Genomic DNA, 26,828 nt, shown 5'->3' on the forward strand with positions numbered 1-26,828 from the left:
TAGCCTCCCTGAGATGCTTTCGGGATCAAATCCTGGCTATGAGGCCTCAACTGGCATTGAGATTCACTGCACCTTTACAACGAGCAATGTCAGATCGTCTCCGAGCGGGGCATCGGCGGTGAACTGCGCGATGGTTTCCTTGACCTTATCGACCAGTTCTCGAGCCCCGAGATGTCTTTCCCGCAACAGCAAATCGATTAACCGCTCCGTGCCGAACTCCTCGCCCTTGCTATCGGAGGCTTCTGTGACTCCGTCGGTATAGGCCACGAGTAAGTCCCCTTTAAGGAGACTGATGGTCGACTGTTCATAATCCAGGTTGGAGAACATGCCGACAACCGGCCCTCCCGCGCTCAAGTATTCCACTTGAAATTCCGCACCCTGCCCCGACGCTGATGAAAAGGAGGTGTCAGGACCGGCCTGTTGACCCAGCTCTCCGGCCAAGGCTGAGCCGTTTCCGGCCTGCCCCGCGCGGATCAGGATGGGCGGGTTGTGGCCCGCGTTCACAAAAGTAAATCCGAGGTCCTTGAGGTCGAGTTGTCCGTAGAAAAGAGTCGCATAACTGGAAGGGCCCGTGGAAAGGACAAGGAGATGATTGATTGCGGCCACCACACCGGCCGGCGGGGGCGCTCCACGACTGGCCAGAGTCCTCATGGACGCTTGTATGGACGACATCAGAAGTGCCGCCGCCATTCCTTTCCCCGCGACGTCAGCCAGGACAATCCCCAGATGATCCGCATCCAGAATGACGTAGTCGAAATAGTCTCCAGCCACGCCGCGGGCCGGGGTGCAGGCGCCGGCGATCTCAACCATTTCGGTGGTCGGCGACACTTGCGGAAGCAGACGTCGCTGAACCTCAGAGGCCATCTGTAGTTCGCGCACCAGCCGCTCTTGCTCTGCGACGCGGCCTGCCAATTTGGAATTGGCCACAATAAATGCCAGATGGGTGGCCATGTCCCCCACGAATTCACGCTCCTTCAAGTCATAGCCCGATCCGTCTTCCCGCGGACCAAGAATGAGCAGGCCCACGGTTTCCCCTTTCAACCTCATCGGCGCCACCAGACCTGCTTGTGCGGCCCGGAGCGCAGAAATCTCTTCTCGCCGCTCTTCAATCCCCCTCTCCCGCAAATTAGGCGGCTCAGCTTGCTCCCACGCCTCGTAATCACCTGCTTCAATCCAAAGAGGTGTCGAAAGGCGGCTCAGCCTCCGGATCACAAAGGCATCCTTCTTGATTCGCAACGCCCCAGCAGAGTGGCCTGAAGGATCGATCTTGGGCATCGAGACGGCGCCAAGGAAATCACCCGTCGCATCGTCGCAAAAAAAAGCATGAGCATGCCGGCTGCCCATGGCCACCCGGACGGTCTCTACCGCATTGGAATAGAGTTCCTCAAGGCTGCTGGTGCCTCGAGCCGAAGCTGCCAGATCGGCAAGCACCTGCCGCTCGGTAGGATGTGGGGCGGTTTGTCGCTTGGCTGCGCCCAAGCGTGGCCGTGAGGTCCGCCGGGCAGACCGCCAGGAGAGCGGTTTATCCTGCTGAATCGTGATCAATGGATCGACTCGAGTGGCGCGGCGCGCCGGCACATAGCTTGCCAGCAGCGAAATCCCAAACAGTGGAAGTGAAACAGCCACCAGGGTCAAAGGGTCACGGGCACTCACCTCGAAGAGCAATGTGGAGAAGACGCGGCCAAGAGCCAGGGCGCCTAGGACGCCGATGATCAGGCCCGTGAGGATGAGTTTGGAACCGTCGCCGAGAAACAGCCCGATCACTTGCCCCGGCTCGGCCCCGAGCGCCATCCGAACGCCGATCTCCCGTGTCCGCTGGGCTACCGAATATGCCATCACTCCGTACAACCCCAGCGCGGCCAGAAGCAGGCCCGCACCTCCGAAGGCCGCCAGCACCGTCAGATTAAAACGCTGACCTGTCATGGATGACGAAAAAATCCCATCCAACGTTCGGAACCTTGCCGGTAATTCCGGATTCAATGCCCGGACCGCCTGTCGAATGCTGGGCACCAGTGGGATGGGGTCGCCTTGTGAATGAATCACCAGCGAGAAATCGTTGGTCCGCCGGGGGCGTTGCCGATAGTCCACATAAAGGTCGCCGTAGGCGGGTCTATCGGGGCCCCGGTCATGCACGTCTCCGACGATGCCCACGATGGTGGACCAGTGATCATCGCCGTCCATGTTGCCGGAGTTGACGCGCTTGCCGAGGACATCCTCGTGGGGCCAGAGACGCTGGGCAGCGCGCTGGCTGATGACCGCAACATGGGGAGTCCCCGGGCCCTCCGTGTCGGTGAACAGGCGCCCTCGAATAAGGGGGATACCCATGGCGCGAAAATACCCCTCACTCGCCACGCAAAAACCTGTCGAGGTTTCGATGGTGCGTTCACCCCGGCCCTCCAGCAACATTTCGCCACTGGGCAATCGGCTGCTGAGGGGGAGATTGCTGACTCCGCCTACCGCCAACACGCCAGGAAGCGCGCGCAGGCGTTCCAGCAAGCGCTGGAGGTCGGCAGCCAAGCGCAGCGCCTCCCGGTCATCGCGGGGTTCCGGGAAGGAAAGGTCCGCTACCAGACGGCTATCGGTCTGGAATCCCAGGTCCACCCGAAGCAGGCGCCCGAAGCTCCTCGCCAGGAGCCCGGCGCCCGTGAGCAGCACGAGCGTCATCGCCACCTGCAACACAACCAGAAGACTCTGGAGGTGGTGATGAGCCGGCCCACTGGAGCTGGATCGCCCTTCTTCTTTCAGTATGTCGGAGAGGTTCGGGTCAGAAATGCGCGTGGCAGAAACCAATCCGAGGATCAGAGTCGTGAACACGGCGACGGCCAATGCAAAGACCAGAACTCTTCCATCCACATGGATCTCTTGGAACCGGGGCAAGTCCTGCGCACTGAGGGCCAGCATGGCGCTTACGCCCCAGAGGGAAATCACAACGGCCAGAACTCCGCCCGCAAGACACCGGAGGAAATTCTCCACCAGAAACTGCCGAATCAATCGAGAACGGCTCGCACCGAGCGCCGCTCGAATCGCCAGTTCTTTCTGCCGGGCGACGGCTTGCGCCAGCAGGAGATTGGCGACGTTGGCGCACGCAATCAATAACAAGATGCCAACAGCCGCCAAAAGAACCCAAAGGGCTTTGCGGACACCCTGAACCATATGACTGCGGAGAGGGATGACTGCGACATCGACAGCGTCAACATCCTTTCCATACTGCACCTTGATCCGGTTTGCAATCGCCGTCATGTCGGCACGCGCCTGGTCGAGCGTCTCCCCGGGCCTCAGACGGGCAATCACGCCCCAGTTGTGGGCCGTGCGATAGGGGTTGACAGGTGCCTGGATCTCCTGAGGAATCCAGAGTTCAGATTGCTCGGGGAAATTGAAACTTGGCGGCATGATTCCGATGAGGGCGTAACTGCGGTTTTCGAATTTCAGAAACTTCCCTTCCAAGCCAAGGTCGCCCCCGAGCTGGCGTTTCCAGAAGCCATAACTGACTACGACAACTGGGATGGCGCCCGCCTGGGTGTCCGTAATCTGAAAGGTGCGCCCAATTGACGGCGCCACGCCAAAGACTCGGAAGTAGTCGCGGGAAACCTGGCAAGCGGAGGCCCGGACCGGCTCGCTCCCGCCAGAAACCGAAGTCTGGCCACAAGAATAGAGTGCCATGTATTCAATGCTGCGGCTGCTTTGTTGCCAGTCCAGGAAGTTCGCTTCGGAGGCATCGCTCTGTCCACCCCAGGCGGGAACCTCGCGGAGTTCCATGATGCGTTCCGGCGCCGCATACGGAAGGGGATGCAACAACACACCGTTCACGACCGTGAATATGGCCGTACAGGCGCCAATTCCCAGCGCCAGTGTGAGGACGGTGACACCTGTGAATCCGGGCTGGCTCAGCAGGATGCGAATTGAAGATCGGAAATCTTGCAGTAAGCCGTTCACAGAGGTTCCTACCTTGAATTGTGCCCTGGGGACCTTGATCAGGCTGCGTGCTCTTAATCCAACCAGCCTTATTGGGGGGAAGCGCTAACAACCGGCATCACAAAGCAGAGGAACAGACACCTGTACGACCAAGGTCGACGAACCTGTCCAAAATGCAGGTGCCTGTCCCGAATCTTTTCCTACTTGCTCGCAGCCTTGCCTCCTAGTGCACCTTTCATCTCAATATGAAACCCCTCGAAGGCCTTGGTTCCCGTATTCTGTACACTGTGCTGAACCGCCTGTCTCCAGTATGCCTCGCCGGCCTTCCCAGTAGTGGGAGTAGTTTTCCCGTCCGACGTGGTAACCTTAGCCATGGCGTCGGTCAGCATGACCTGGACGTTATCCGGGTGTCCATGCAGGGGGGACTTCTCTCCAGGCTCGAAGTGATAGCGGATGACACGCAATTGTTCGTTCTCAAACCCCACTTTGTTATGTTTCGGGTCCGCCGTGACGACATCCTGCGCACCGGCGGGCAATGCAGAGGCCGGCTTCTTGGGCTCAATCAGGATTCCCACGATGGGCTTGTCCCCGGTGTTCTCCACCACATGCGTCGCGGGTCCACGCCACGCTGCCGATCCAGCCTTCCCATGGAGCTCTGACGTCTTCCCATCCGGCGTGGTCACCTTGCCATTTACATCCGAGAGGAAGATATTCACATTGTTGGGGTGACTGTGGTTGGCCGTCTTGTCGCCCGGCGCAATCGTGTACCTCACGACACGCACCTGGTCGTTTTCAAACACCACCTTGTGATGGGCCGCATCGGCCTTGACGGCATCCAACTCCTGTGCCACGGCGAGTGATCCACCCGGACAAACGAACGCGAGAACGCAAGTCAAGGCGGCGATCCCTTTTAGTAAACGCATCCCATACCTCCTAATGTTGTGTAATGAAAACTACTTGATTGTTGATTCCTCAGACCGGCCCCTGTCTTGCGCCCCCCATCCGGCAATTGTCTGCCGGCGGGAGCCCGACCGGAGGGTTGGCTGAAGGTCTGAACAAAACAAAATTCCAGAATCTAATTCCACTCTCAGACAAAGGCCGAAATTCTGCAAAACTCCCGATTCATGATATTCGTCGGAGCAGTTCCTGTATCCAGCCGTCTCGGTCTGCGGGTCAAGATCGCATCAATTCCCCGCACGTCTATCATGAGGAGACAGGGATACACGCCCGGAAGGTGGTTCCTTCGCCCAGGGTGCTGGTGAAGGAGACTTTTCCCCCGAGGTACCGCTCGCACAGCAACTTCATGCTGTATGTTCCCAGCCCGCGACTGCTCCCTTTGGTGGAGAAGGAGCGCTGGAAAATCTGAAGCTGGATGTCGCGCGGGATGCATTGAGGATTGTGCACCCAGAATTCGATGGCGTGATCCATCGCATCGCACCCCAGGGTGACGGTCTCGTTCTGCGCGCTCGCCTCGAGGGCATTCTTGGCCATATTGCCAACGATGCGGCGCAACAGAACCGGATCGGACTCGAATTCGGTGTTCACCGCCTTCGAATCAATCCTCAAGTGCCGGCCCCGGGCCACCTCGTGATTCATGTACAACTCGAGGGTTTCATTCAACAACTGCATGGAAGTGACTCGGTCCAGATTCAGTCTGAGCTCGTCGTTCTCGGCAGCCGACAGATCCCGCTGCGCGGTGATTTCCTCAATCATCGAAGAAGACAGCGCATCCAGACTTTCGGAGAACCTCCTGGCCTCCTCGGGGTCCGACTCCTTGAGAAGTTCAATGAATCCCCGCAGACCGCTGGCCGTGTTGAGCAGGTCATGAAAGAAAATACGCTCCAGGACCCTCCTTCTCTTCTCGTGGCTGATGTCCATGAGGGTGAACACGGTAAACGGCTCCCCCTTCATGCGAAGGGGGCTCGCGAAGACCCTGAGATCGAGCGCTTCGATACCGCCGATTCTCACGATACGGCACTCCTCAACAGAGAAGCGGCCCTCCTGGCTCGCGAGAATTGCCCTGACCGCCCCACAGGTCGAGCAAGATTCCGTGGTCCCGCATCCCCCCTCACCCTCGTAGGCGTGCCCGCAGTGGAAGGCCTCTCCGTGCCGGAGACCGATAATACTGTCGGATTTTTGAAGGTTGAGGAAACTGAGCAGGCTTTGATTGGCCAGGACGATCTGACGTTCTTTGTTGAGGACCACCACCATGTCGAAGACGTGATCCAGAAATGTCCTGACCATGGATTCGCGTGAAAACTGGTGAACTTGATCCAAGAGCTTTTCAGGGGTCGCTCGTTCCGCGGGAGCGAATAAACTCGGTACTTTTGGTTTGTCCATGTCGCCATCCACCGATTCCGGGAGAATTCCAGGCCCACTCCGTCTGCTCCACAAGACTGAGGCTCCGCTTTCTGCGCTCCCCAATTGTCACTCAACCGGCGCAAAAGCCAGGGGCAAACGAGAGAAGAAATTCGAATTCCAGATGTAAAGCAAATTTCAGGATGCCGAACCAGGTGGCGGCAGAGCTCCGAATTCACGGAAGGACTGCTCCCTGGTCACAATACTGCTCTCCACCGCAATAACAAGCGTCACGGGAAGGGCAGATCCTACGAACACAAGCAAGCGCGGAAGCTGGGAAGAATCTTCAGTCGCCTCTCGGCCCGCGGGCCGGTCCCGATCCGTCCTTGATCGCTTTGGAAATGGTCCGGTAAATCAAGTGTACAACGGAGCGCCCACAGGACAATCGCCTCTCATGGGCGCTCCGAGCCGGTTCATTACGAAGGCTGTTTGGTGATCCGCAAATAAGGCTTCAACGTTCTAAACCCTGCCGGAAATTTCTTTTTTGCATCTTCGTCGGAGATGGCGGGCGCGATGATGACGTCCTGACCCTGTCTCCAATTGACCGGCGTCGCAACGCTGTGCTTGGCCGTAAGCTGCAAAGAATCAATCACGCGCAAGATTTCATCAAAATTGCGGCCCGTGCTGGCGGGATAGGTGATGGTCAACTTGACTTTCTTGTCCGGCCCGATCACGAAAACCGAACGGACCGTGAAGGTGTCGTTCGCTGCCGGGTGAATCATGTCATAAAGATTTGAGACCTTGCGGTCTCCATCGGCAATGACTGGAAAGTTCAGCACGTGACCCTGGGTTTCCTTAATGTCGTTGGCCCATCTCTTGTGATCATCCAGCGGATCAACACTCAATCCGATGACCTTCACGTGGCGTTTATCGAACTCCGATTTCAGGCGCGCCACTTCGCCGAGTTCCGTGGTGCACACTGGAGTGAAATCCCGGGGATGTGAAAATAAAACCCCCCAGCTGTCTCCCAACCATTGATGAAAACTAATCGACCCCTCTGTCGTCTGCGCCGTAAAGTCCGGCGCCACATCTCCTAACCGAATCGCCATACCTCATTCTCCTCTCTATGGAAACCTCACCGTAAAACCTTCGACCTCTTACGAAGAAGGGAGGTCTTCCGAGTATCAGTTCCGCCGCCTCCTGCTCTCGAAGCAGGAAACCTGCGGTTGGAATACTCGAGGACTCCTGCCCTCGGTTCCGTACCTTTTCAGATAACAACACTCTATCCATCAATCAACCACTTGTCAATATTGGGACTGTGGTCGTGGCGGATAAGGATCGACGGGGAGAGGCTGGAGGGGAGATCATTGAAAAAATCCAAAATCCAAATTCCCAATAAAACCCAAATTCCAAATTCCAGACGACAGTGCCTTGTTTTGCCGGCCCAATCGACTCCGACGGACGGTTCGGGCCATCAAATACCACCCGACCGAGATTCCTTGCCTTATTTAAGCAACTGGGTCTCGGACCTTATTCCGATTCCCGCGACCCGGGCCCTATCCATTCCAAAAACCATCTAGGAAATCGCGGTGCAAACCGATAAAATCTGTGCTTTTTATCGGCTTCTTTTCGGGGACGAGCCTGCTCTCTGCCGGGAATGTTTCACCTGCTGAGAAAATCTTATTGGGCTCGAGGGTGACAGGTGAACAGTCGGTCTCATTTTCTCGCTTTGAAGCATCGCAACTTCCGGCTGATTTGGGCGGGACAGCTGATTTCGTTTTCCGGGTCGGCGATGCAAATGGCTGCAATCTTATGGCATGTCTCGCTGCTGGTTCCGGAAGACCGTAAAGGTCTTGCGCTTGGGATGGTTGGGCTGGTTCGGGTGCTGCCCATCATCTTCTTCTCGCTCGTCAGTGGTGTGGCCGCCGATGTCTTTGATCGTCGGAGGCTGATGCTGATCACTCAAAGCACGTTGGCTGTTCTGGCGGCCCTGCTGGCCCTGTTGACTTTTCGCGGGCTCACGACCGTCTGGCCGATTTATCTTTTGGCGGCCTTGACCTCGGCGGCCGGCGCCTTCGACAGCCCGGCCCGCCAGTCGCTTATTCCAAACCTGGTCCCGCGCGAACACCTGCCTAACGCCATCAGTTTGAACGCCATCATGTTCCAGGTGGCTGCCGTGGTGGGACCCTCTCTGGCGGGAGTGGTGATCGCCTCCCTGGGAGTGGGCTGGGCATACATCTTCAATTCGGTCTCGTTCGTCATGGTTATCCTTGCACTGATCCTGATGCGCGACGTTCCGGTGGTGCAAGGCAGGGAAAAGGGCACGATGAGCCGCCGTGCCGTCGGAGAGGGGCTTCGCTTTGTCTTTGCTTCGCCGATCATCCGTTCCACGATGCTGTTGGATTTCTTTGCCACATTCTTCTCTTCAGCCACTGCCCTGCTCCCCATCTTTGCCCAGGATATCTTGCGGGTCGGGCCACGGGGCTATGGCTGGCTTTATGCCGGGCCCTCAATTGGCGCCTTGTTGGCCAGTCTCTTCATGGTCCGCGCCGTCGACCAGATCAACCGGCGGGGGGCGGTCCTGTTGTGGGCCGTTACAGGGTATGGGCTGGCCACCGTGCTCTTCGGCGTGTCGCACTACTTCTGGCTGACCCTTGTTTCCCTCGCTCTCACCGGCGCGACCGATACCGTCAGCATGGTGTTGAGGAACCTCATCCGTCAGCTCGAAACTCCTGACCACCTGCGGGGCCGGATGACGAGTGTGAATATGGTGTTTTTCATGGGAGGGCCGCAGTTGGGTGAGATGGAGGCGGGGCTGGTGGCCAACTGGTGGGGGGCCCCGCTTTCTGTGATCAGTGGAGGCATCGGCTGCTTGATCGCAACCACTTGGATCGCGCGGACAACACCGGTCCTTCCCAGATATCGACGGGAAGTGCACCTGGCAGAGGTCACCGGCCTCAAACTCGATGCCAAGACCTGAGGCCATGCATCCGAATGGATTCGAAACAGAACTCAAATACCCGTGGCACGGCGGAGGCCCCTTGCCCTCCGGAGCTTTCTCCAGGCCTCAGTGAGGGGTTTCCTCCTCCCAGGAAACATGTCCCAAGAGACTCCGGCGCCATACCGCCAAGAGAGTAACGGGGGCGTCACCCGGACGCAGGTCGTCGCACTACTTCAAATACTGATCCAGCCAGTCCAGCCATCGCTTGAAGACGTCGTTCTGTCGAACGGGATCGCCGGGAAAATGGCCGCGCACGGGGTAGGCATAAAATTTCACCGGGATGCCATTGTCTTTCAATGCGTGGTACATCTTGTAGGACTGAGTAATCGGAACGCGGAAGTCGCCGGTGTCGCACAGGATGAGCGTTGGAGTCTTCACTTGGGCGGCGTATGTGATGGGCGACTGTTCTCGATACAACTTCATGTTGTCACCCAGCCAGGGAGAGCCGCCGAACGAAAGCCCATCAATCACGTTGAAGTCGCTCAAGTTGTACTCATCGACCACGTCGTTCACCGCAGCCCCCGACACAGCCACCTTCCAGTTGTGATAATGGCCGATGAGCCACGAGGTCATATATCCCCCATACGACCAGCCGGAAACACCGATCCGGGCGGAGTCGATGAATCCCTGCTTCTCGAGCTCAGCCATTCCGGCCATCACATCCCGGCCCGGCCCATCCCCCGCATCCTTTTCGATGGCGCGCTGATAGGCGTTGCCGAGGTTGTCGCTGCCCCGGTAGTTCGGTTCGAAGACCACGTATCCGTGAGATGCAATCAACTGGTCGAAGAAACTGAAGTTGAGGACAGAGGCGGCTTGCGGGCCCCCGTGAAGGTGAAGGACCAAGGGATATTTTTTGTCCCTCTGGAATCCGGGCGGGAGCACCAGCACTCCATCCTCCTTAAACCCAGTCGGGCCCTGCCATTCAAATGCTTCTTCACCCCCGAGGTCCAGCGCAGCGACCTCCTGATTAAAATCGGTCAGTCGCTGGGGTTTTGAATCGGCCGAGGACAAGTAGTAGAGTTCGGTGGGATGATGTGAAGAGCTTCCCGCGAAGGCAATGGCTCCGCTTTTCCCCACATTCGCATCGATCCAAAACAACCAAGAGGGATTGACATCTCCCAGGTTGACTGGCTTCGCCGGCCCTTCCAAAGGCTGGATCCACATTGAGACATGTGGGCCACTGTGCCCGCCCACGAGGAGGGATTTGCTGTCGGGCATCCAGATGGCGCGGACCAGGTTGCGATCGATGGACCGAGTGGTGTCCGCACCCTCCCCGCCGGTGGAAGAGGTGACATAGATTTCATTCTCATTGTTGATGTTCCCGTCACGAGAATAGAGATAGGCGATGTGGGCGCCATCGGGTGAGTACACCCCCAAGCCCTCCAAGTCCGCGTGCGGGGTCAGTTTCTGGATTTTTCCGGTGGCGACATCGAGGAGCTCAACTACGGACTGATTGGCGTCCCCGAGAAATGGCGTGGCCTGCTTTGTAAAGGCGAGAAACTTCCCGTCCGGCGACCAGGAAAGGGGGGATGCGGGAGGTGAGGGAGGCAGCGTCTTGGCAAGACTCCAGGAACCGGAGGTGAGCCGGCGAGCCTTCCCGCCGTCCGCAGGGATCATCCAGATATGGGAAGGAGTCGGCGCTGACGTCGCCAAAAAATCGATGTTCCCCACCTCAAACGCGTCGTTGTGGTTCTTGATGTCCTCTTTGTTCGCCGGCTCGTCCGGAGTCACGTAGGCAATCTCCTTCCCGTCCGGGCTCCAGGCAAACTGCTCCACACCCTCTGGCGCGTCAGTTATCTTGCGGGGTTCCCCGCCGTTCATTGGAAGGATAAGGATTTGTTCATGCGCCTCTTTTCCCGTTCCCACCGCGGCAACAAACGCCAGTCGATCACCGTCTGGCGACCAGCGGGGCGAGCCCAAACCTTTCCGATCAAAGGTCAGGACACGCTCAGACCCGGTCGCGATATCAACAAGCACCAGTTCACTGTCCTGCCGATCCTCTTTCCAGTTCACCCGCGAGACGAGGACGACAATCGATTTCCCATCAGGGGAGATCTGCGGATCGGATACCCCGACAAGTTTCTGTGCGTCGGCAAGTTCAATGTGCCTTGCGGCGAAAAGGGTTCTCTCGATAGGAATCAGAGCTAAAAGCAGCAGGAAGCCCGCCTGAAGCCATCGTCCTGCTGGAAGGACCCGGAAGGATAAATTCGCACCCGTTCCTGCGGCCCTTGGGGGAGGCTGGAGTGTTGTCATGGATGTCCTCGCTTGGTTCAAGATTTGATTTCAGAGGTCGAGCCGTCCTGCACCCGGCAGGACGTCTCCTGGAGCTTTTGATGGGGCACGCGAAGTATAACGATTCTGTGGCGAGCGGTAAAGCGGCTGGCTCCAAATGTCCAGGCTCCGGTCGTGGCCCTTGGCTTGCCGTTGACTTGTCGTTTCCTTACCAGATAGAATCCCTTCCACTCAGTTGACTTGAATTCATGCAATTCGCACTTTTATTCGGGAGGGCGGCAACAATGCGAAGCATTTGGGGTCCTGGTGTGCTGGCTATACTTTTGATTTCGGGGCAGGCGACAAAAGGTGTTGCGCAGACGCCGGAGCGAGATTCGAAGGCTGCAGGAGCCAAGGCTGCCAGCGAGGTTCCGCCCCCCAAAGAGGAATCCTCCGTAACCGAACACTCCCTTCGCATCGACGGGCAAGCAATCCCCTACAAGGCAACGGCGGGGACGATTTTGATCAAGGATACGCATGGCGAGCCGACCGCCGCCATCTTTTACATCGCCTACACGCGGGCCGACGTGAAGGATTTGAACCAGCGGCCCCTTGCATTTCTATACAACGGGGGACCGGGATCCTCCTCGGCCTGGTGTCACATGGGCGCCTTTGGTCCCCGCCGCGTGGTAACCGCGGATGCTCAGGCGACGCCGCCTGCCCCTTATAAGATCGAAGACAACACGAACTCCCCGCTCGACAAGGCGGATCTGGTGTTCATCGACCCCGTCGGCACCGGCTTCAGCCGGGCCGTCGGAAAAGCCAAAGATAAGGACTTCTGGGGAGTCGACGAGGATGTCGAGTCGCTGGCGCAGTTCATCCTCACTTACGTCAACCGCAACGACCGGTGGAACTCACCGAAATTCCTGATCGGCGAGAGCTACGGAACATTCCGTTCGGTCGCGCTGGCCAATTACCTGCAGTCCCGCGATGGGATGTATTTCAACGGAATCGACCTGATCTCAACGGTCCTCGACCTGGGCACTCTCTCGTTCCATCCGGGCGAGGACATGCCTTACGTTTTTTATCTTCCCAGTTACGCCGCCACGGCCTCCTACCATAAAATCCTGAAGAACCGGCCCGAAGATTTCAGCGCATTTTTGGAGCAAGCGCGCCATTTCGCGGCAACCGAGTACGCTGACGCCCTGATGAAAGGGGCAAAGCTCAGCGGGGCTGAAAAAGGCGCTGTAGCGAAGAAGCTCGCGGGCTATACCGGCCTCGGTGAAGATTACCTCTTGAAGGCCAATCTCCGGGTCACGCTGGGCCAATTCAGGGAAGAGTTGCAGCGCAGTGGCGGCCGCACCACCGGCCGCCTGGATGCACGGTTCTCAGGACCCATCGAAGATCTGCTCGCGGAAAACGCCACCTACGATCCTCAGAGTGCCGCCGTTTCGGGGGCATTTACAGCCGCCTTCAACTATTATGTCCGGGATGAATTAAAATTCGGCGGGGACAAGCACTATGTTCTCGGAAATCGCGACGCGGGACGGAACTGGAACTGGAAACGCGGCGAGGCCCGGGGAGGAGGTTTCCCCGGTTCTCCGAATGTCATGGGAGATCTGGTACAGGCCATGATAACCAATGCTCACCTCCAGATTCAGGTTGAAAACGGGCTATACGATCTGGCGACCCCCTTTTTCGCCACCGAGTACACTATGGATCACCTCGGCCTGCCTGAAATGCTCCAGGGCCATATCCGCATGGATTACTACGATGCGGGCCATATGATGTATTTGAATGAGGAGTCCCTCGCCAAACTCAAGAAGAACGTTGCTCGGTTCATTGAGGCTGCAACCAGGCCGTAAGGGGAACGAACCGGATGGATATCTGGGGCAGCGCGGAATGATCCCGCCATCCGAGCAAGAGAATCCAAATCCCAAATTTCAAACAAAACCCAAATTCCAGTAACACCTGATTAAAGTCCGGGCAAAACGCTCCCGTGGGCAGTTGTGTCCGAAGCTCATGCTGATCGCCATTCAATACTCGTCCCTTTCCAAGGCATCCCGAGAACAGAAGTTCCCGGAAGGATGAACTCAAGAATCCTCTCGATTTTAGCCTTCGCTCCACACATAATTCGACCCGAAGCAGCCTATCGCTGGACCGGAGTGTCCACTGCATTGATGATTTCCATGGAGGATCTTGTGAGATCACGCCTTCCCCTGATTTTGACCTTGCTTCTCTTGTTCTTGAATGACGTCACCTCGGGACAGCAGTCCTCGCCGTCACGTGCACGTCCGAAGATCGGCATCGCTCTGGAGGGTGGAGGAGCCAAGGGCCTGGCCCACATCGGTGTATTGGAATGGCTTGAGGAACACCGGATCCCTATCGACTACATCGCGGGGACCAGTATGGGAGGTCTGGTCGGGGGCCTCTATGCCACCGGCAAACGACCGGATGAGATTCGAGAACTAATCAAGGAAATCGACTGGGACAAGGTGTTGGCAGGGAGGACGCCCTACCTGGATCTCGACTTCCGTCGCAAGGAAGATCTCCGTGCCAATCCGAATGGGCTGATTGTGGGCCTGCGCCACGGCCCCCAACTGCCGAGCGGATTGAACTCCGGCCACGAGGTGTCCCTCATTTTGGACCGCTTAGTCCTCTCTTACTCCGGGACGAATAATTTTGATGATTTGCCGATTCCATTTCGGTGCGTGGGAACCGATCTGGTTTCCGGAAAGCCAGTCGTCTTCAAAGAGGGCTCGCTGGCAGAAGCTCTGCGCTCCACCATGTCTTTGCCGGGAATCTTTTCACCGGTCAAACACGCTGGAACAGTCTTGGCGGACGGCGGGCTGTTGAACAACTTGCCCACGGATGTGGTGAAGCAGATGGGGGCAGACATCGTCATCGCCGTCCACTTAAGTTCAGCTCCTGTTAATCCGAGGGATTTAGGGTCTCTATTAGGGGTGGCCCAGCGATCCATCGAGGTCATGATTGGCGCCAACGAACTTCGTGGGATGGAGTTGGCCGACATTTTGATTACCGTCGATGCCGGGAATTACTCCGTCCTGGACTTCAAGAAAGCGGGTGAGATTGTGCCCCGGGGATACGCCGCGGCCCAAGGGAAAACGAAGATTCTTTCTGAGTTCTCTGTCGATGAGGAGGCCTGGCAGCAGGTCCTCGCGCGGCGCGAGTCGCGGCGCATCCATTCTCAACGCACGCCGCAGTTCGTGGAGGTAAGAGGAACCAGCACAGAGATGGCTCGCGACATCCAGAAGGAGCTCTCGGGATATATGGGTCGACCGATGGAACCGGCACAGCTGGAGCGGGATCTCACCCGGCTGACCGGCGTAGGTCGCTTTAACCGGCTCAGTTATTCGATCACCGAGCGGAACGGACAACCTGGGCTCCTGATCCTCGCCGACGAAAAGGACTATGCACCACCCGTGTTCAAGCCGGGATTCGTTGTCAACGGGTCCGACCCCAAGAGTGTCCAGTTTTCTTTTGGCGGACGGCTGACCTTTCAGGATGCAGGGGGATATCGATCGGAACTGCGCTCCGATCTCTCGCTCGGCACTGTGTATGCCATTCGCTCCGAGTACTATCATCCCCTGACCTCGTCGAGCCGTTGGTTTATTGCCCCACGAGCCGGGGCAAGCAGTTCCTCCTTCAATATCTATTCTCGAAATACACTCCTCTCCGAATACCGGATGAACCGGACTGAGGTGGGCGCCGATTTCGGGTACTCCTTCGACCGGTTCAGTGAACTTCGTCTCGGCTATGAGGTGGGTTATCTCAATGCCAGCCGGCGTATTGGCAACCCTTTGCTTCCCTCGCAAAGTGCGCGAACGGGTGCGAGCTCGCTCCGTCTGATCATGGATCGATTGGACAGCCCGGTGATTCCTCGCCGGGGAATTGGACTCGAATGGAAGGCACAATGGGTCGATGCTAATCTCGGCGCCCACTCGGGGTTCCCGCTCTCGGAGGCGACCTTTCAAGTTTTCCATCCGATCAGCGATCCCGCTTCGATCTATCTGCTGGCGGCCGGGGGAACCACCTTCGGACACAATCAAACGGGCTTGCCGCCCTTCTCGCTGGGCGGGCCATCGCGGCTGGCCGCCTATGGCATCAATGAATTTCTCACGAACCAGTACTTCTATTTTCGGGCGGGCTATCTCCACCGGTTGGCCCAGTTGCCTCCCTTCCTGGGTAATGCCATTTACATCTCAGGCCTGTATGAAGTCGGGAAGGCCTACAACCTGTCGAACGTCACGGGTCTGCCCAACGACGGGGCAGTTGGGCTGGTCGTCGAAACGGTCCTCGGTCCGGCTTTCATCGGCGGCAGTTTGGGAGACAGTGCTCACCGAAAATGGTTCTTCCAGTTGGGAAAGGTGTTCTGACCGATCGTGGGCACTTGAAGCCGGGCGATCCCATGAGCCATGCAGGCGCATGCAAGCAAAGAACGCCGGGTGCCGCAGACATGCGCTTTTTGCATGTCTGCGAACCCCACCCCGCCGGATTGCCTCACCAGATCATCCTGGCGCTCCCATGAGCCATGCAGGCGCATGCATGCAAAGAACGCATGCGTGCGGCACCCCAAGCCAATCTTTCCCATGAGGCCCAGGACCACAGACCATCCGGGTGCCGCAGATATGCGCTTTTTGCATGTCTGCGAACCCCACCCCGCCGGATTGCCTCGCCAGATCATCCTGGCGCTCCCATGAGCCATGCAGGCGCATGCATGCAAGGAACGCATGCGTGCGGCACCCCAAGCCAACCTTTCCCATGAGGTCCAGGACCACAGACCATCCGGGTGCCGCAGATATGTGACCGCCGCGGTGCGCATGTCTGCGAACCCCACCCCGCCGGATTGCCTCGCCGGATCATCCTGGTGCTCCCGTGACCCATGCAGGCGCATGCATGCAAAGAACGCATGCGTGCGGCACCCCAAGCCAACCTTTCCCATGAGGTCCAGGACCACAGACCATCCGGGTGCCGCAGACATGCGCTTTTTGCATGTCTGCGAACCCCACCCCGCCGGATTGCCTCGCCGGATCATCCTGGCGCTCCCGTGACCCATGCAGGCGCATGCATGCAAAGAACGCATGCGTGCGGCACCCCAAGCCAATCTTTCCCATGAGGCCCAGGACCACAGACCATCCGGGTGCCGCAGACATGCGCTTTTTGCATGTCTGCGAACCCCACTCCGCCGGATTGCCTCACCAGATCATCCTGGCGCTCCCGTGACCCATGCAGGCGCATGCATGCAAAGAACGCATGCGTGCGGCACCCCAAGCCGATCTTTCCCGTGAGGCCGAGGAGCGCTGACCATCCGGGTCCCGCACCGGATTGTATTGCAACCCCTGATTCCTCCCCCGAATTGCCGTTTCTGATTTACCTCTTTGGAATCCCTGACGTATACTCTCTTCGACCGGACCTTTCACGGGAGAAGACCTCGTGGTCCCCTGAAGTTCCCAATTTGTTCGGCTGTCATCTCGTTTTCCTTCGGCCTCAATGCAGAGGGACCCAGGCCAATCCATCGAATTCGGGGAGACCACAGACGGGCTTGATCCATCGAAGATGATCACTCCTACCCCTCAAACAACCCATGCCATCGAAACGAGCGGACTGACGCGGCGCTTTGGAAATCTCTATGCCGTGGATGGCCTCGACCTGCGAGTCGAGGTGGGGACGTTTTACGGCTTCTTAGGTCCCAACGGGGCAGGAAAATCGACCACCATGAAAATGTTGACCGGCCTGCTGGCACCGACGAGCGGATCGATCCGGATATTCGACCAGCCGATGGCGGACACGGACGAGACCCGATGGATGAAGCGCCGAATGGGAGTGGTTCCCGAAGATTTTGCGCTCTTTGACAATCTAACGGCACGCGAATACCTCACCTTTATCGGACGGATGTACTTGCTGCCGCTTCCGACCGTGCGCGAGCGTTGCCAGCAATTGTTGGAAATGATGAGCCTCGAGAACGAAGAAACGAAGCTCACCCTCGAATTCTCACACGGCATGAAGAAGAAGCTGGCTCTCGCGGCAGCGCTGATCGCGGACCCGGATCTCCTGTTTCTGGATGAGCCGTTTGAAGGCATCGATGCGGTCTCGTCTCGCGTCCTGCGCGACATCCTCAAGCGCGCGGTCGAGCGCGGCGCCACCGTGTTTCTCACCTCGCACATTCTCGAGATTGTCGAGAAACTCTGCACCGATGTCGGCATCATTGCCAAAGGGAAACTGGTGCATCAGGCTTCGATGGACGAGATCCGTCAAAAGGGCTCGCTTGAGGATGTCTTTCTGAAAACGGTTGGGAGCGAACAGGCGGAGGCCCGCAAGTTGAGCTGGCTGGAAGAATAAGCTCAGGCCTCTGATCCTCCGGGGGGGGAATGGTCTCCCCGCTTTCAAGAGACGGTCCAGTGAGACCGAGAGCCGGATCACCGGCCTTTAATATCGCCTCGTGTATACGGCGGATTCACAGGGAATGAACATGAACTGGAATCAGTTAAAAACCGTCCTGTGGTTGCGCTGGCGCCTGATGAGAAACCAGTTTTCCCGCCGCGGCAAGTTGAACGCCGTCCTCACCGTCGTCCTCACTGCTTTGGGATTGACTGTTTCAGTAGGCGGCTTCTTTGGCGGGGTGATATTTGGCGCGTGGCCGCTCAGGAACGCCCCTCCCCTGGTCCTGATGCTGGTGTGGGACTTCATCATCGGCATTTTCCTCTTCTTCTGGATTCTTGGAATCGTCCGTGAAATCCAGCGGGCGGAATCCCTCGACATCAAGAAGTTATTGCACCTGCCGGTTTCCCTCCAACAGGTCTTCCTGGTGAATTACATCGCCTCCCATTTCACCTTTGAAATCGTCCTGTTCATGCCGGGGATGATCGGGCTCTGTTTGGGGTTGGTGTGGAGCAAGGGGTGGCCGATGATCGGGCTGGTTCCTCTGATTCTCGGCTTCCTCTTTATGATGACGGCGTGGACGTACTATCTCCGGGGCTGGCTGGTCGCACTGATGGCCAACCCGCGCCGTCGGCGCGCCCTCATTGTTGGAGCAACGGCAGCCATCATCGTGCTCGCCCAATTGCCCAACCTGTTCAATATCGTCTCCCATCCCGGGCGCCGCGGGACCCTTGAGAACCGCTCCTCGTCGGAACGCCGCCTCAGGGCGCCGCGAAGGAGCCTTGAAGACCGGTTAGCGCTTTCGCCCACGTTCCTGTCTGCGCACAGATATGTTCCGCCATTGTGGGTGGGCGGGGGCGCCTCAGCCCTGGCTTCCGGGCGCGCGTGGCCGGCGGTAGCAGGCTCACTGGCAGCCCTCTTGATTGGTTCTTTGGGCCTGGCACGAGCTTACCGCTCAACTCGACGATTTTATTTTGGGGAACAGACCGGTGACAGACCTCCGACCAGAAAGGACCTGCCTCCCGCCGAAACCACTTTGGCCCCCTCCCTCCGACACGCCGGAAAGAATTTTCTGGAGAAGGACCTTCCGATCGTTCCCCGGGAGACTGCGCCCTTATCGCTGGCATTTTTCAGGGGCCTCACACGGGCCCCTGAGGTGAAAATGTCGTTGGCCACGAATTTTATTATGATCGTGGTTTTCTCAGCCCTCTTCCTCTCCAAGACCTGGGCCCTTCCTTCAGAGAAACTGAAACCCTTTGTGGCCAGTGCCGCCGTGGCTCTTTCGTCTTTTGGATTGACTCAACTCATGTTCAACCAGTTCGGTTTTGAGCGTAACGGATTTCGCACCCTCGTGCTTCTGCCAACTCAACGCAAACACTACCTGCTTGCAAAGAATCTCACCCTCTTCCCCATCGCAATTGGATTGGGACTGATCTTTTTGGGGGTATTCACGGTTCTTCTACACATTGGAGTCGTTCCTTTCGTTGCAAGCTGTTTCCAATTGCTTGGGGCTTTCTTGTTGTTGAGTATCCTGGGGAATTTCGCCTCGATCATGGTCCCGTACCGCATCGCGGTCGGATCGCTAAAACCCACCAAGGTTTCGGCGAAGACCACCTTCTTCATTTTCCTATCACAAATGCTCTCTCCCATCGCTTTGATTCCGATTCTGATCTCTCCGGCTCTAGGATTCGTGTTTGATTATCTGGGGTGGTTCTCTGCGGGTCTGGTGAACCTGCTCATGTCGCTGGTCATGACGGGCCTCCTTGTGTTCCTCTACTGGATCAGCCTGGATCGGCTCGGCCGGTTGCTCCAATGGCGAGAAAAGGAGATCCTGGAAGCCGTCATCACGGAGGTCGAGTAGGCCCCCCCGAAGGCGAATGGTGATTCTCATTTTCCATGGTTTTAATTATGTTCCGCTTTCACCGGAGATGGAATGAACGCTTACAGGGACGACCTTTCCTATATTCACGATGTCGGCTTTGGCGGTTTCCCGAAGTCCGCTGCGGAGGGATTGCTGAAAATCCTGGGCCAGGCGGGGATAACGAAGGGGGTCATCGTCGACCTCGGCTGCGGGAGTGGAATATGGGCACAGAAGCTCTCCGATGCAGGCTACGAGGTTTGGGGGTTCGACCTTTCGCCCGCCATGATCAGGATCGCAAGAAAGCGAGTTCCCGGCGGGAAATTTCAAACCGGATCGTATCTAAAGGTCACTTTGCCGCCTTGTGATGCCGTTACGTCGCTGGGCGAATGTTTTAACTATCGGTTTGACGAGAAGAACAACCTCCGTGGGCTTTTCCGGCTGTTCCGTCGCGTGTACACAGCCCTGAGGCCGGGGGGGCTATTTCTTTTCGACATGGCCGGGCCCGGGAGAGGGAATGTCCCGCCCTCAAGGTACTGGGAGGGGAAGGGCTGGGCAATCCTCGTTAGCGTCGTGGAAGACGCCAGAAAGAAACAGTTGACGCGTCGGATCACGACATTTCGGAAGAGTGGAAGACTCTACCGCCGCGATCAAGAAACCCACAGACTGCAGTTATTTGAACGATCCGAAATCAAGAAACAACTTCGCCAGGCAGGATTCTCGGTACGCTCTCTGCCCAGTTACGGAAGATTACCCCTCCCCAAGAGCTGTTTTGCTTTCATGGCGTGCAAACCCTGCCCCGCGACAAGCCTGAGTCGACGACGAGCGGTTGAAGTGAGTTCTTCTTAACGGTCCCCACTCACACCGAGATTTGAAATCTCCTCCAAAATCTCATTGTCTTTTTTCGTCCGGTTCCTTCTCATTTTCTCCTACAGTTCAATCTAACCTCAGCCGATAAGACCATACGAGGGTGGCGCCGGCCACGGACGAGGAACTTGCCGATCCTGCCGTTACGTTCCGTGCCAAGCAATCCATCGCCGATTCTAGAATGAGGACGGCGAGAGTTGAGCAAGAGCGCCGTATTCCGGATCGGAAGAGGACAGTCACCTGACCTGATGGATGGAGTCCATTCGGCACGTACCTTCCAGTCATTCCATTCCCTTCATCAGACCGGCCGGGATCCACCTCGAAAGGAATCTAATCCCATGCTCAGAAGGTCATTATTCCTCCTTTTCATCCTCTTCTCCGGAACCTTGAATTGCCTTGGCCAGACCACCGTGGCCCGGTATGTTGAACCTGAAGGCGGTTTTTCGTTTAGTGTTCCATCGGACTGGAGCATTGAGGAAGTGGCCAACCAGAAGTACCGGATGGTCTTTGCTCCGGCCGTCGACGGTTTTGCTCCCAATATCAGTGTCGTGGACGAACCTGCCCTGGGTTCCATTGATGGCTTCGTCGCCGCAAGGCTCAGGGGACTCCCCAAACTGTTTGAGGGTGTCAGTGGCAATGAGTTCAGAACCCCGAATCAATCCGACTTCATTACCAAGTTTGGGCAGAGGGGGATCCGTGTGGTCACCCAGATGGAATTCAACGGGAGAGTGCTCCGGCAAGCGGAGTATTTTTTCCATGGCAGGGAGGGCAGAGTGATTGTCGTCACTTGCACCGTCCCCACCCATGGGGGTGAGGCCTATGACAGGATGTTTGACGAGAGCATGAAGAGCTTCAGTTCGGAAACCAGTGCCCCCCGATTCCCTGCCGCCTTATTCGGGGAGGAAGACTACGTAGCCGGGTAGGCCATGGCGATTGTCCTGCGGATGGTCTGATTGAAATAAACTGCTTCGCGATTTCCTTCCACGCATCCCTTCCGGGGTGGAAGACCAATCGGCAGTGAGGGATCATCGCCCAGAGCATCTTAATTTGGGCGAGGAGGAAGCGGGGGTCCAGGATTCACCCCTTGTACCGCCCGGCATCAACTGCATCGAGTCGCCCTCCGCCCAATCTTACCTCCACCGACCTCCTCCCCCAACCCAATCAAGCATGGGAAACTGCGCCCCCCGGAGTTGGCCCGTCAAACGAGAGTCATTAGTCGGAGGAGGACATCTCTCCCCTTGTCGTGAAAACGGAGCTCCCCCTCATTACCCTGATTCATGAGAGAAGAAATCTGATTCCACGCACTTCAGCCATTCCTTCTATCCATAAACCAGGTTTTTGGCCGCCGTAAGGATGCGTTTGACCTTTTGGGGGGAACGCGCTTCACAGTAGAGGCGAAGCATCGGCTCGGTGCCGGAGGGACGGATCAAGACCCATTCGTCGTCATTAAAGAGCAGCTTGAACCCATCCAGGTTCTCGCGCCGGGCCACCAGGTAATTGGATATCTTGTGTGGCGGATGCCGGGTAAGCCCCCCAATGGCGGCGCGTTTCACAGCGTCGTTCACATGCAGGTCCAGCCGGTCAAAATAAAACGCCCCATAGTTCTTCATCAACTCGCTGACCACCTCGCGGAGGGACTTCTCCTGGTGGACCATGATTTCCAGAAGCAGGAGCGCGCACAGAAAACTGTCGCGTTCCGGAAGATGGCGGGTGATCCCGATCCCCCCGCTTTCCTCGCCGCCTACTAGAATTCTACGACTCAGCATGAGGTCGCAAATATATTTGAACCCGATGGGGGTCTGATGCATAACCAGCGAATGGCGTTTGCAGATACGGTCGATCATCTTGGTTGTGGAAAAGGTCTTTGCCACTTCGCCGTGCATCTTCCGGACGCCGACCAGATGTTCGAGGATCATTGAAAAAATCTTATGCGAATCGATGAAGAGGCCCGTGCGATCCATGGCCCCGATGCGGTCGGCGTCCCCGTCACTCGCAAACCCGACGTCGAATCGGCCCCGTTGCAGTGCCGTCCGCAATTCCGCCAGGTTTGAATCGATGGGCTCCGGGTTGATCCCTCCAAAGGCGGGATTAATCTCGCCGCGCATCTCGTGGCAGGAAATCCCCAGATCGGTGAGAATGCCCTTCAAGGTCCCCCGGCCTGCGCCATACATCACATCCACCAGCACCCGGACGCGCGCGTTGCGCAGCCTGCGAAAGTCCACGGTCCGCTTCAGGTACTCACGGTAGTGACCTTTGAAATCGAGCACCCGGATCTTTCCGGATCGAAACCGCGGAGGCCTCTCTTGCTCCTTTATCGCTGCCGGCAATCGCTTTTCGATCTCATGAATGATGGACGGGCTGGCCGAGCCTCCGTAGGTTCCCTTGAATTTGACGCCGTTCCACCGCGCCGGATTGTGACTGGCCGTGATCATGACGCCGCCGGAGGTCCGGTAGTGTCTCACGGCAAAAGAAAGGATGGGACTGGCCACGCAATCATTCGAGAGCAACACCTCAATCCCGTGCGCTGAGAGTACCTCGGCAGCCACCTGGGCAAACTCCGGAGAGGCAAACCGCGTGTCATAGCCGACCGCAACCACCTTCCGCCCCGTAGCGGTCTCGTTAACGTATCGGGCGATGGCGGTGACCACAAGCCGGACATTGTCAAAAGTGAAATCGTCGGCGATGACCCCACGCCATCCATCGGTTCCAAAGACTATGGAGGACATATCTCCTCTAAAGTAATCCCTTCAATCCTCTTAGCTCCAACTCCTTGACCATGCTTGAAACGTCCTGCGACCGCTTCCGATCGCAGATCAACAGCGCATCCTCGGTTTCCACGATGACCAGATCCGCCACGCCGATCAGGGCGACCTGCTTTCCGGACACATCGACCAGGTTGCGCATCGCATCGAGGGTGAGGCAATTGCCTTTGAGGATGTTCCCTGACGCGTCTTTCTCCAACGCCTCATAAAGCGCTTCCCAGCTTCCCAGATCGCTCCAACCAATGTCGCCGGCCACGCAAAAAATGTTGTCGGCCTTCTCCATAATGCCATAATCCACCGAGATGGAATCGGTCCGGGGATACCATTCTTCCAAGGCCTGATCGAAGGCGCCGGCCTCCGCGCAGGCGACAATTTCGATGAGGGCCCGATGAGTCTGCGGAAGGTATCGCTCGGTTGCCGCAACCACCGTGCTCGCTTTCCAGACAAAGATGCCCCCATTCCAGTAGTAATTCCCGTCAGACAAATAGCGCTCGGCCGTCGGCCGGTCCGGCTTCTCAACGAACTGGCGCACTGCATGAACTTCGACACCGAAGAGGCGCTGCACTCGATTGTCTTCCACCTGGACATAGCCAAATCCCGTCTCCGGCCGGGTGGGCTTCAATCCCAGCACGACAATGTTTGAGTCCTTCTGCGCAACCGCTTCCGCAGCACGAAGACAATCCAGAAAGACCTCGCGCCGGGTAATGATGTGGTCAGACGGGAGGACAACCAGGACGGCCTCGGGGTCGCGCCCTACGATGAGGTGTGCCGCCAGGGCGATACAGGGCGCTGTATTGCGCCCCACCGGTTCCGCAATGATTTGCTCGGAAGGGACCTCGGGCAACTGTTCCCGGATGGAATCGCGGAGGATCTTGTTTCCCAGGACAAAAATATTGCCCGGAGGGATCACGGTCGCAATCCGATCCACACTCTGCTGCAACAGCGATCGCTGGGTCAGAATCTTGAGGAGTTGTTTGGGTTTGGCAGCCCGGCTCTGTGGCCAGAACCGCGTGCCACGTCCACCTGCCAAGATGACGGCATAGATCATATAACGGTCTCACCCCGGCAGGAGGGTCCTGCCGAGGGGTCCTGCCCGCACGCCTGAATTAGAAATTTCCGCAGACCTCTTATCCCAGGGAGAGCACGAAATCACGAAATACCGTCATTCCACGTTCAATGGTGTCCATCGACGTGGCATAGGAGAATCGGAGGTGCTCCGGCGTGCCAAAGGCCTCTCCAGGAACGACGGCGATGCGAGCGCGATCCAGCAAGGCCTTGGCAAGATCCATTGAATTGTGAATCCCGCCCTTGCCATAAAGCGCCGAAACATTGGGATAAACATAAAACGCGCCATAGGGCCGGGCACACCGGATCCCGGGGATTGCTCTCATCGCGTCGAGAATGTATTGCCGGCGCCGCGTGTACTCGATAAGCATTTGCCGGACGGAATCCTGGGGCCCATCGAGTGCTTCGAGCGCGGCGCGTTGAGAGATGGATGTGGGATTCGAGGTCGAGTGGCTCTGAATCTTGAGCATCTGCTGAATCAATTTTTCAGGCGCCAGGGCGTAACCCAGCCGCCAACCCGTCATGGCATAGGTTTTGGAAAGGGTCCCGATCACCACCAGGTGCGACTTGATCGCATCGCCCAGGCGGGAGATCGAGAAGGGCTCGCGGCCTTCATAGATGAAATGGCTGTAAGCCTCATCCGTTATTAAGAACAGGTTCCGGCTGATGACGAGCTGAGCGATCTTCTTGAATTCATCATCGGCCACCACGCCGCCACTCGGGTTGTTGGGGGAGTTGACGATGATCAGTTTGGTCCGGGCGGTGAGGGCGCGCTCGACGTCGACCGCTTTCAAACAGAAATCATTCTCCTCCTTTGCCGCAACGTAGACCGGGACGCCCCCATGATAGGTGATCAGATCCTGGAACGTCACCCAAAACGGGGTCGGCAGAATGACCTCATCCCCGTGATCCACCAGGGCGGCCATGGCATTGAAGAGTGCCTGCTTGCCGCCCACCGTCACAATGGTCTCTTTGGCCGAATAGCTGGAGCCAAATTCCCGCGCGTGGTGACGCGCAATACTCTCCCGCAAGGGCATGATTCCCGGCGTGGCGGTATATTTAGTGAAGTTGGATTCGATAGCGCGAATGCCCGCTGCCTTGACGTTCGCGGGCGTCGGAAAATCGGGCTCTCCCGGGCCGAAGTCAAGGATCTCGATCCCCTGAGCCTTCAACTTCTCGGCTTCGGTCAAAACCTGCAATGTGGCTGAAACACTGATACGATGAGTGCGCTTTGAATACCGGTCCGTGATTTCCATGGAAGTCACCTGCAGAGGAAGGAGATGAATTCAATTTCGACTAAGAACCGCTTTGAAAGTGGAACAGGGTACTTCCCTTGGCGATCAGACTGAATGCATGGAATCAGCCTTGCTGACGAGCCGCCATAGGGCCCTTGTTCTTGGCGTGCAAGCGTTGTTCCACGATCTCCGGCACCAGTCCCTTCACCGACCCGCCCAATACAAAAATCTCGCGGATCAGCTTCGAACTCAGATAACTGTAAGACTCGGCCGGCAACATGAAAACCGTTTCGATCCGGGGTTCAAGCCTCCGGTTCATCAGGGCCATTTGGAGTTCGTACTCGTAATCCGAGATGGCCCGGATGCCCCGGACGATCACGGTGGCTTTCTTTTTTACCGCGTATTCAACCAACAAACCATCGAACGTATCCACTGCCACATTCCCGTAGCGCTCCTGGGTCACGGTTTTCAGCATCGACACCCGCTCCCGGACCGTGAAGAGAGGACTCTTGTCGGGGTTTAATAAAACGGCGACTATCACCCGGTCAAACAGCTTGCTGCAACGTCCAATGATATCGATGTGGCCGTTCGTCACTGGATCGAACGTACCCGGGTAAAGAGCGATTTTCTTCAAGGGATTCACCGAAGTCCGGGATTGGGAATCTGCGGTTGATAAAATGAAAGCCGACTGTCCCCTTGCGTTTTTTCCCTCACCCGCTTGAGCGAGCCATACGTCGTCGTCAGGCTGAGACGTTTGGAGTGCTCCGCAATGACCAGGGCATCCCTCGGCCAGGTGATTCTGCGGCCGAGAGCGGTAAGGGCCTTCTCATACTCCTGCGCTTCCGCATAAGGGGGATCCAGGAAGCAGATGTCGAATTCTTCCTGTTGCAGGAGCGCTCGGACGACATCGCCCTGGATGATACTAAATCTCTCGTTGATTTCCAATGCCAAAAGGTTCGAGCGGACACACTCGACGGCAGGGCGGTGCCTTTCAATAAAGGTCACGTGAGCTGCGCCGCGACTGAGCGCCTCCAAGCCAACGGCGCCGCTGCCGGCATAGGCATCCAGGAACCGGGCGCCGACGATCCGCGGCCCGATAATGTTGAAAAGAGTCTCACGGAGTTGATCACTGGTCGGCCGCAAATGCATCCCCCGGAGGGTTCTCAGCCGACGGCCGCCATATTCTCCCGCGATGATTCGTAGCATAGGATTCAGGTATC

18 protein-coding genes are annotated in these 26,828 nt (G+C 57.5%); 7 read left to right on the forward strand and 11 right to left on the reverse strand.

What is annotated here, in order from left to right; genetic code table 11:
• Positions 1-63: 63 nt before the first annotated feature.
• From LAO21_01035 to LAO21_01050, 4 genes are all read right to left on the reverse strand, one after another.
• Positions 64-3,933, reverse strand: a complete 3,870-nt coding sequence (locus LAO21_01035) for an ADOP family duplicated permease (protein MBZ5551273.1) — start codon at positions 3,931-3,933, stop codon at positions 64-66.
• 179 nt (positions 3,934-4,112) lie between these two features.
• Positions 4,113-4,835, reverse strand: coding sequence for a hypothetical protein (locus LAO21_01040; GenBank protein MBZ5551274.1), 723 nt, complete (start codon positions 4,833-4,835; stop codon positions 4,113-4,115).
• 280 nt (positions 4,836-5,115) lie between these two features.
• Positions 5,116-6,252 carry a HAMP domain-containing histidine kinase gene (locus LAO21_01045; protein ID MBZ5551275.1) on the reverse strand — a complete coding sequence of 379 codons (1,137 nt, stop codon included), beginning with the start codon at positions 6,250-6,252 and terminating at the stop codon, positions 5,116-5,118.
• A gap of 434 nt (positions 6,253-6,686) precedes the next feature.
• Positions 6,687-7,319 (reverse strand): peroxiredoxin, encoded by a 633-nt coding sequence (locus tag LAO21_01050; protein MBZ5551276.1) that lies wholly within the window; start codon positions 7,317-7,319, stop codon positions 6,687-6,689.
• A gap of 593 nt (positions 7,320-7,912) precedes the next feature.
• On the opposite strand from LAO21_01050, the gene LAO21_01055 reads away from it, so the two are divergent.
• A complete protein-coding gene (locus tag LAO21_01055) occupies positions 7,913-9,190 on the forward strand; it encodes an MFS transporter (protein ID MBZ5551277.1) in 1,278 nt (425 codons plus the stop codon).
• A gap of 189 nt (positions 9,191-9,379) precedes the next feature.
• Here LAO21_01055 and LAO21_01060 read toward each other — a convergent pair whose 3' ends face one another.
• On the reverse strand, positions 9,380-11,464 hold the full coding sequence (locus tag LAO21_01060) for a S9 family peptidase (protein MBZ5551278.1): 2,085 nt from the start codon (positions 11,462-11,464) through the stop codon (positions 9,380-9,382).
• A 263-nt stretch (positions 11,465-11,727) separates the two neighbouring features.
• On the opposite strand from LAO21_01060, the gene LAO21_01065 reads away from it, so the two are divergent.
• Entirely contained in the window at positions 11,728-13,287 is a 1,560-nt protein-coding gene (locus LAO21_01065) for a peptidase S10 (protein MBZ5551279.1), read from the forward strand.
• Positions 13,288-13,623: 336 nt separating this feature from the next.
• Positions 13,624-15,819: a patatin-like phospholipase family protein gene (locus LAO21_01070; GenBank protein MBZ5551280.1), complete on the forward strand. Its 2,196-nt coding sequence runs from the start codon at positions 13,624-13,626 to the stop codon at positions 15,817-15,819.
• Here the strand turns inward: LAO21_01070 and LAO21_01075 are convergent.
• Positions 15,780-16,424, reverse strand: a complete 645-nt coding sequence (locus tag LAO21_01075; protein ID MBZ5551281.1) for a hypothetical protein — start codon at positions 16,422-16,424, stop codon at positions 15,780-15,782. The two genes, LAO21_01070 and LAO21_01075, sit on opposite strands and share 40 nt — an antisense overlap.
• Before the next feature lie 575 nt (positions 16,425-16,999).
• On the opposite strand from LAO21_01075, the gene LAO21_01080 reads away from it, so the two are divergent.
• The 4 genes from LAO21_01080 to LAO21_01095 all read left to right on the forward strand — a co-directional run bounded on the left by LAO21_01080 (position 17,000) and on the right by LAO21_01095 (position 21,469).
• Positions 17,000-17,782 (forward strand): ABC transporter ATP-binding protein, encoded by a 783-nt coding sequence (locus LAO21_01080; GenBank protein ID MBZ5551282.1) that lies wholly within the window; start codon positions 17,000-17,002, stop codon positions 17,780-17,782.
• A gap of 130 nt (positions 17,783-17,912) precedes the next feature.
• Positions 17,913-19,682, forward strand: a complete 1,770-nt coding sequence (locus LAO21_01085; GenBank protein ID MBZ5551283.1) for a hypothetical protein — start codon at positions 17,913-17,915, stop codon at positions 19,680-19,682.
• A 72-nt stretch (positions 19,683-19,754) separates the two neighbouring features.
• Positions 19,755-20,528 carry a class I SAM-dependent methyltransferase gene (locus LAO21_01090; protein MBZ5551284.1) on the forward strand — a complete coding sequence of 258 codons (774 nt, stop codon included), beginning with the start codon at positions 19,755-19,757 and terminating at the stop codon, positions 20,526-20,528.
• A gap of 356 nt (positions 20,529-20,884) precedes the next feature.
• Positions 20,885-21,469, forward strand: coding sequence for a hypothetical protein (locus LAO21_01095; GenBank protein MBZ5551285.1), 585 nt, complete (start codon positions 20,885-20,887; stop codon positions 21,467-21,469).
• 396 nt (positions 21,470-21,865) lie between these two features.
• Here LAO21_01095 and LAO21_01100 read toward each other — a convergent pair whose 3' ends face one another.
• The 5 genes from LAO21_01100 to rsmD all read right to left on the reverse strand — a co-directional run bounded on the left by LAO21_01100 (position 21,866) and on the right by rsmD (position 26,814).
• Positions 21,866-23,272, reverse strand: a complete 1,407-nt coding sequence (locus tag LAO21_01100) for a phosphoglucomutase/phosphomannomutase family protein (protein MBZ5551286.1) — start codon at positions 23,270-23,272, stop codon at positions 21,866-21,868.
• Between the two features lie 7 nt (positions 23,273-23,279).
• Complete coding sequence (locus LAO21_01105) at positions 23,280-24,356, reverse strand: mannose-1-phosphate guanylyltransferase (protein ID MBZ5551287.1); 1,077 nt, start codon at positions 24,354-24,356, stop codon at positions 23,280-23,282.
• Between the two features lie 79 nt (positions 24,357-24,435).
• A complete protein-coding gene (locus tag LAO21_01110) occupies positions 24,436-25,629 on the reverse strand; it encodes a pyridoxal phosphate-dependent aminotransferase (protein MBZ5551288.1) in 1,194 nt (397 codons plus the stop codon).
• Between the two features lie 103 nt (positions 25,630-25,732).
• The gene (gene coaD / locus LAO21_01115; protein ID MBZ5551289.1) at positions 25,733-26,242 is read right to left on the reverse strand and encodes a pantetheine-phosphate adenylyltransferase; all 510 of its coding nucleotides are present in this window, start codon (positions 26,240-26,242) and stop codon (positions 25,733-25,735) included.
• Between the two features lie 5 nt (positions 26,243-26,247).
• Positions 26,248-26,814 (reverse strand): 16S rRNA (guanine(966)-N(2))-methyltransferase RsmD, encoded by a 567-nt coding sequence (gene rsmD / locus LAO21_01120; protein MBZ5551290.1) that lies wholly within the window; start codon positions 26,812-26,814, stop codon positions 26,248-26,250.
• Positions 26,815-26,828 lie beyond the last annotated feature (14 nt).

It is taken from the genome of Terriglobia bacterium, assembly GCA_020073085.1.
Lineage (GTDB): Bacteria > Acidobacteriota > Terriglobia > JAIQFV01 > JAIQFV01 > JAIQFV01.

Excerpts from the sequence above, each read along its gene's own strand:
- LAO21_01040 (MBZ5551274.1), bottom strand. The coding sequence starts at position 4,835 with ATGCGTTTACTAAAAGGGATCGCCGCCTTGACTTGCGTTCTCGCGTTC.
- LAO21_01045 (MBZ5551275.1), bottom strand. The coding sequence starts at position 6,252 with ATGGACAAACCAAAAGTACCGAGTTTATTCGCTCCCGCGGAACGAGCG.
- LAO21_01050 (MBZ5551276.1), bottom strand. The coding sequence starts at position 7,319 with ATGGCGATTCGGTTAGGAGATGTGGCGCCGGACTTTACGGCGCAGACG.
- LAO21_01060 (MBZ5551278.1), bottom strand. The coding sequence starts at position 11,464 with ATGACAACACTCCAGCCTCCCCCAAGGGCCGCAGGAACGGGTGCGAAT.
- LAO21_01065 (MBZ5551279.1), top strand. The coding sequence starts at position 11,728 with ATGCGAAGCATTTGGGGTCCTGGTGTGCTGGCTATACTTTTGATTTCG.
- LAO21_01075 (MBZ5551281.1), bottom strand. The coding sequence starts at position 16,424 with ATGTCTGCGGCACCCGGATGGTCTGTGGTCCTGGACCTCATGGGAAAG.
- LAO21_01080 (MBZ5551282.1), top strand. The coding sequence starts at position 17,000 with ATGATCACTCCTACCCCTCAAACAACCCATGCCATCGAAACGAGCGGA.
- LAO21_01085 (MBZ5551283.1), top strand. The coding sequence starts at position 17,913 with ATGAACTGGAATCAGTTAAAAACCGTCCTGTGGTTGCGCTGGCGCCTG.
- LAO21_01090 (MBZ5551284.1), top strand. The coding sequence starts at position 19,755 with ATGAACGCTTACAGGGACGACCTTTCCTATATTCACGATGTCGGCTTT.
- LAO21_01095 (MBZ5551285.1), top strand. The coding sequence starts at position 20,885 with ATGCTCAGAAGGTCATTATTCCTCCTTTTCATCCTCTTCTCCGGAACC.
- LAO21_01100 (MBZ5551286.1), bottom strand. The coding sequence starts at position 23,272 with ATGTCCTCCATAGTCTTTGGAACCGATGGATGGCGTGGGGTCATCGCC.
- LAO21_01105 (MBZ5551287.1), bottom strand. The coding sequence starts at position 24,356 with ATGATCTATGCCGTCATCTTGGCAGGTGGACGTGGCACGCGGTTCTGG.
- LAO21_01110 (MBZ5551288.1), bottom strand. The coding sequence starts at position 25,629 with ATGGAAATCACGGACCGGTATTCAAAGCGCACTCATCGTATCAGTGTT.
- rsmD (MBZ5551290.1), bottom strand. The coding sequence starts at position 26,814 with ATGCTACGAATCATCGCGGGAGAATATGGCGGCCGTCGGCTGAGAACC.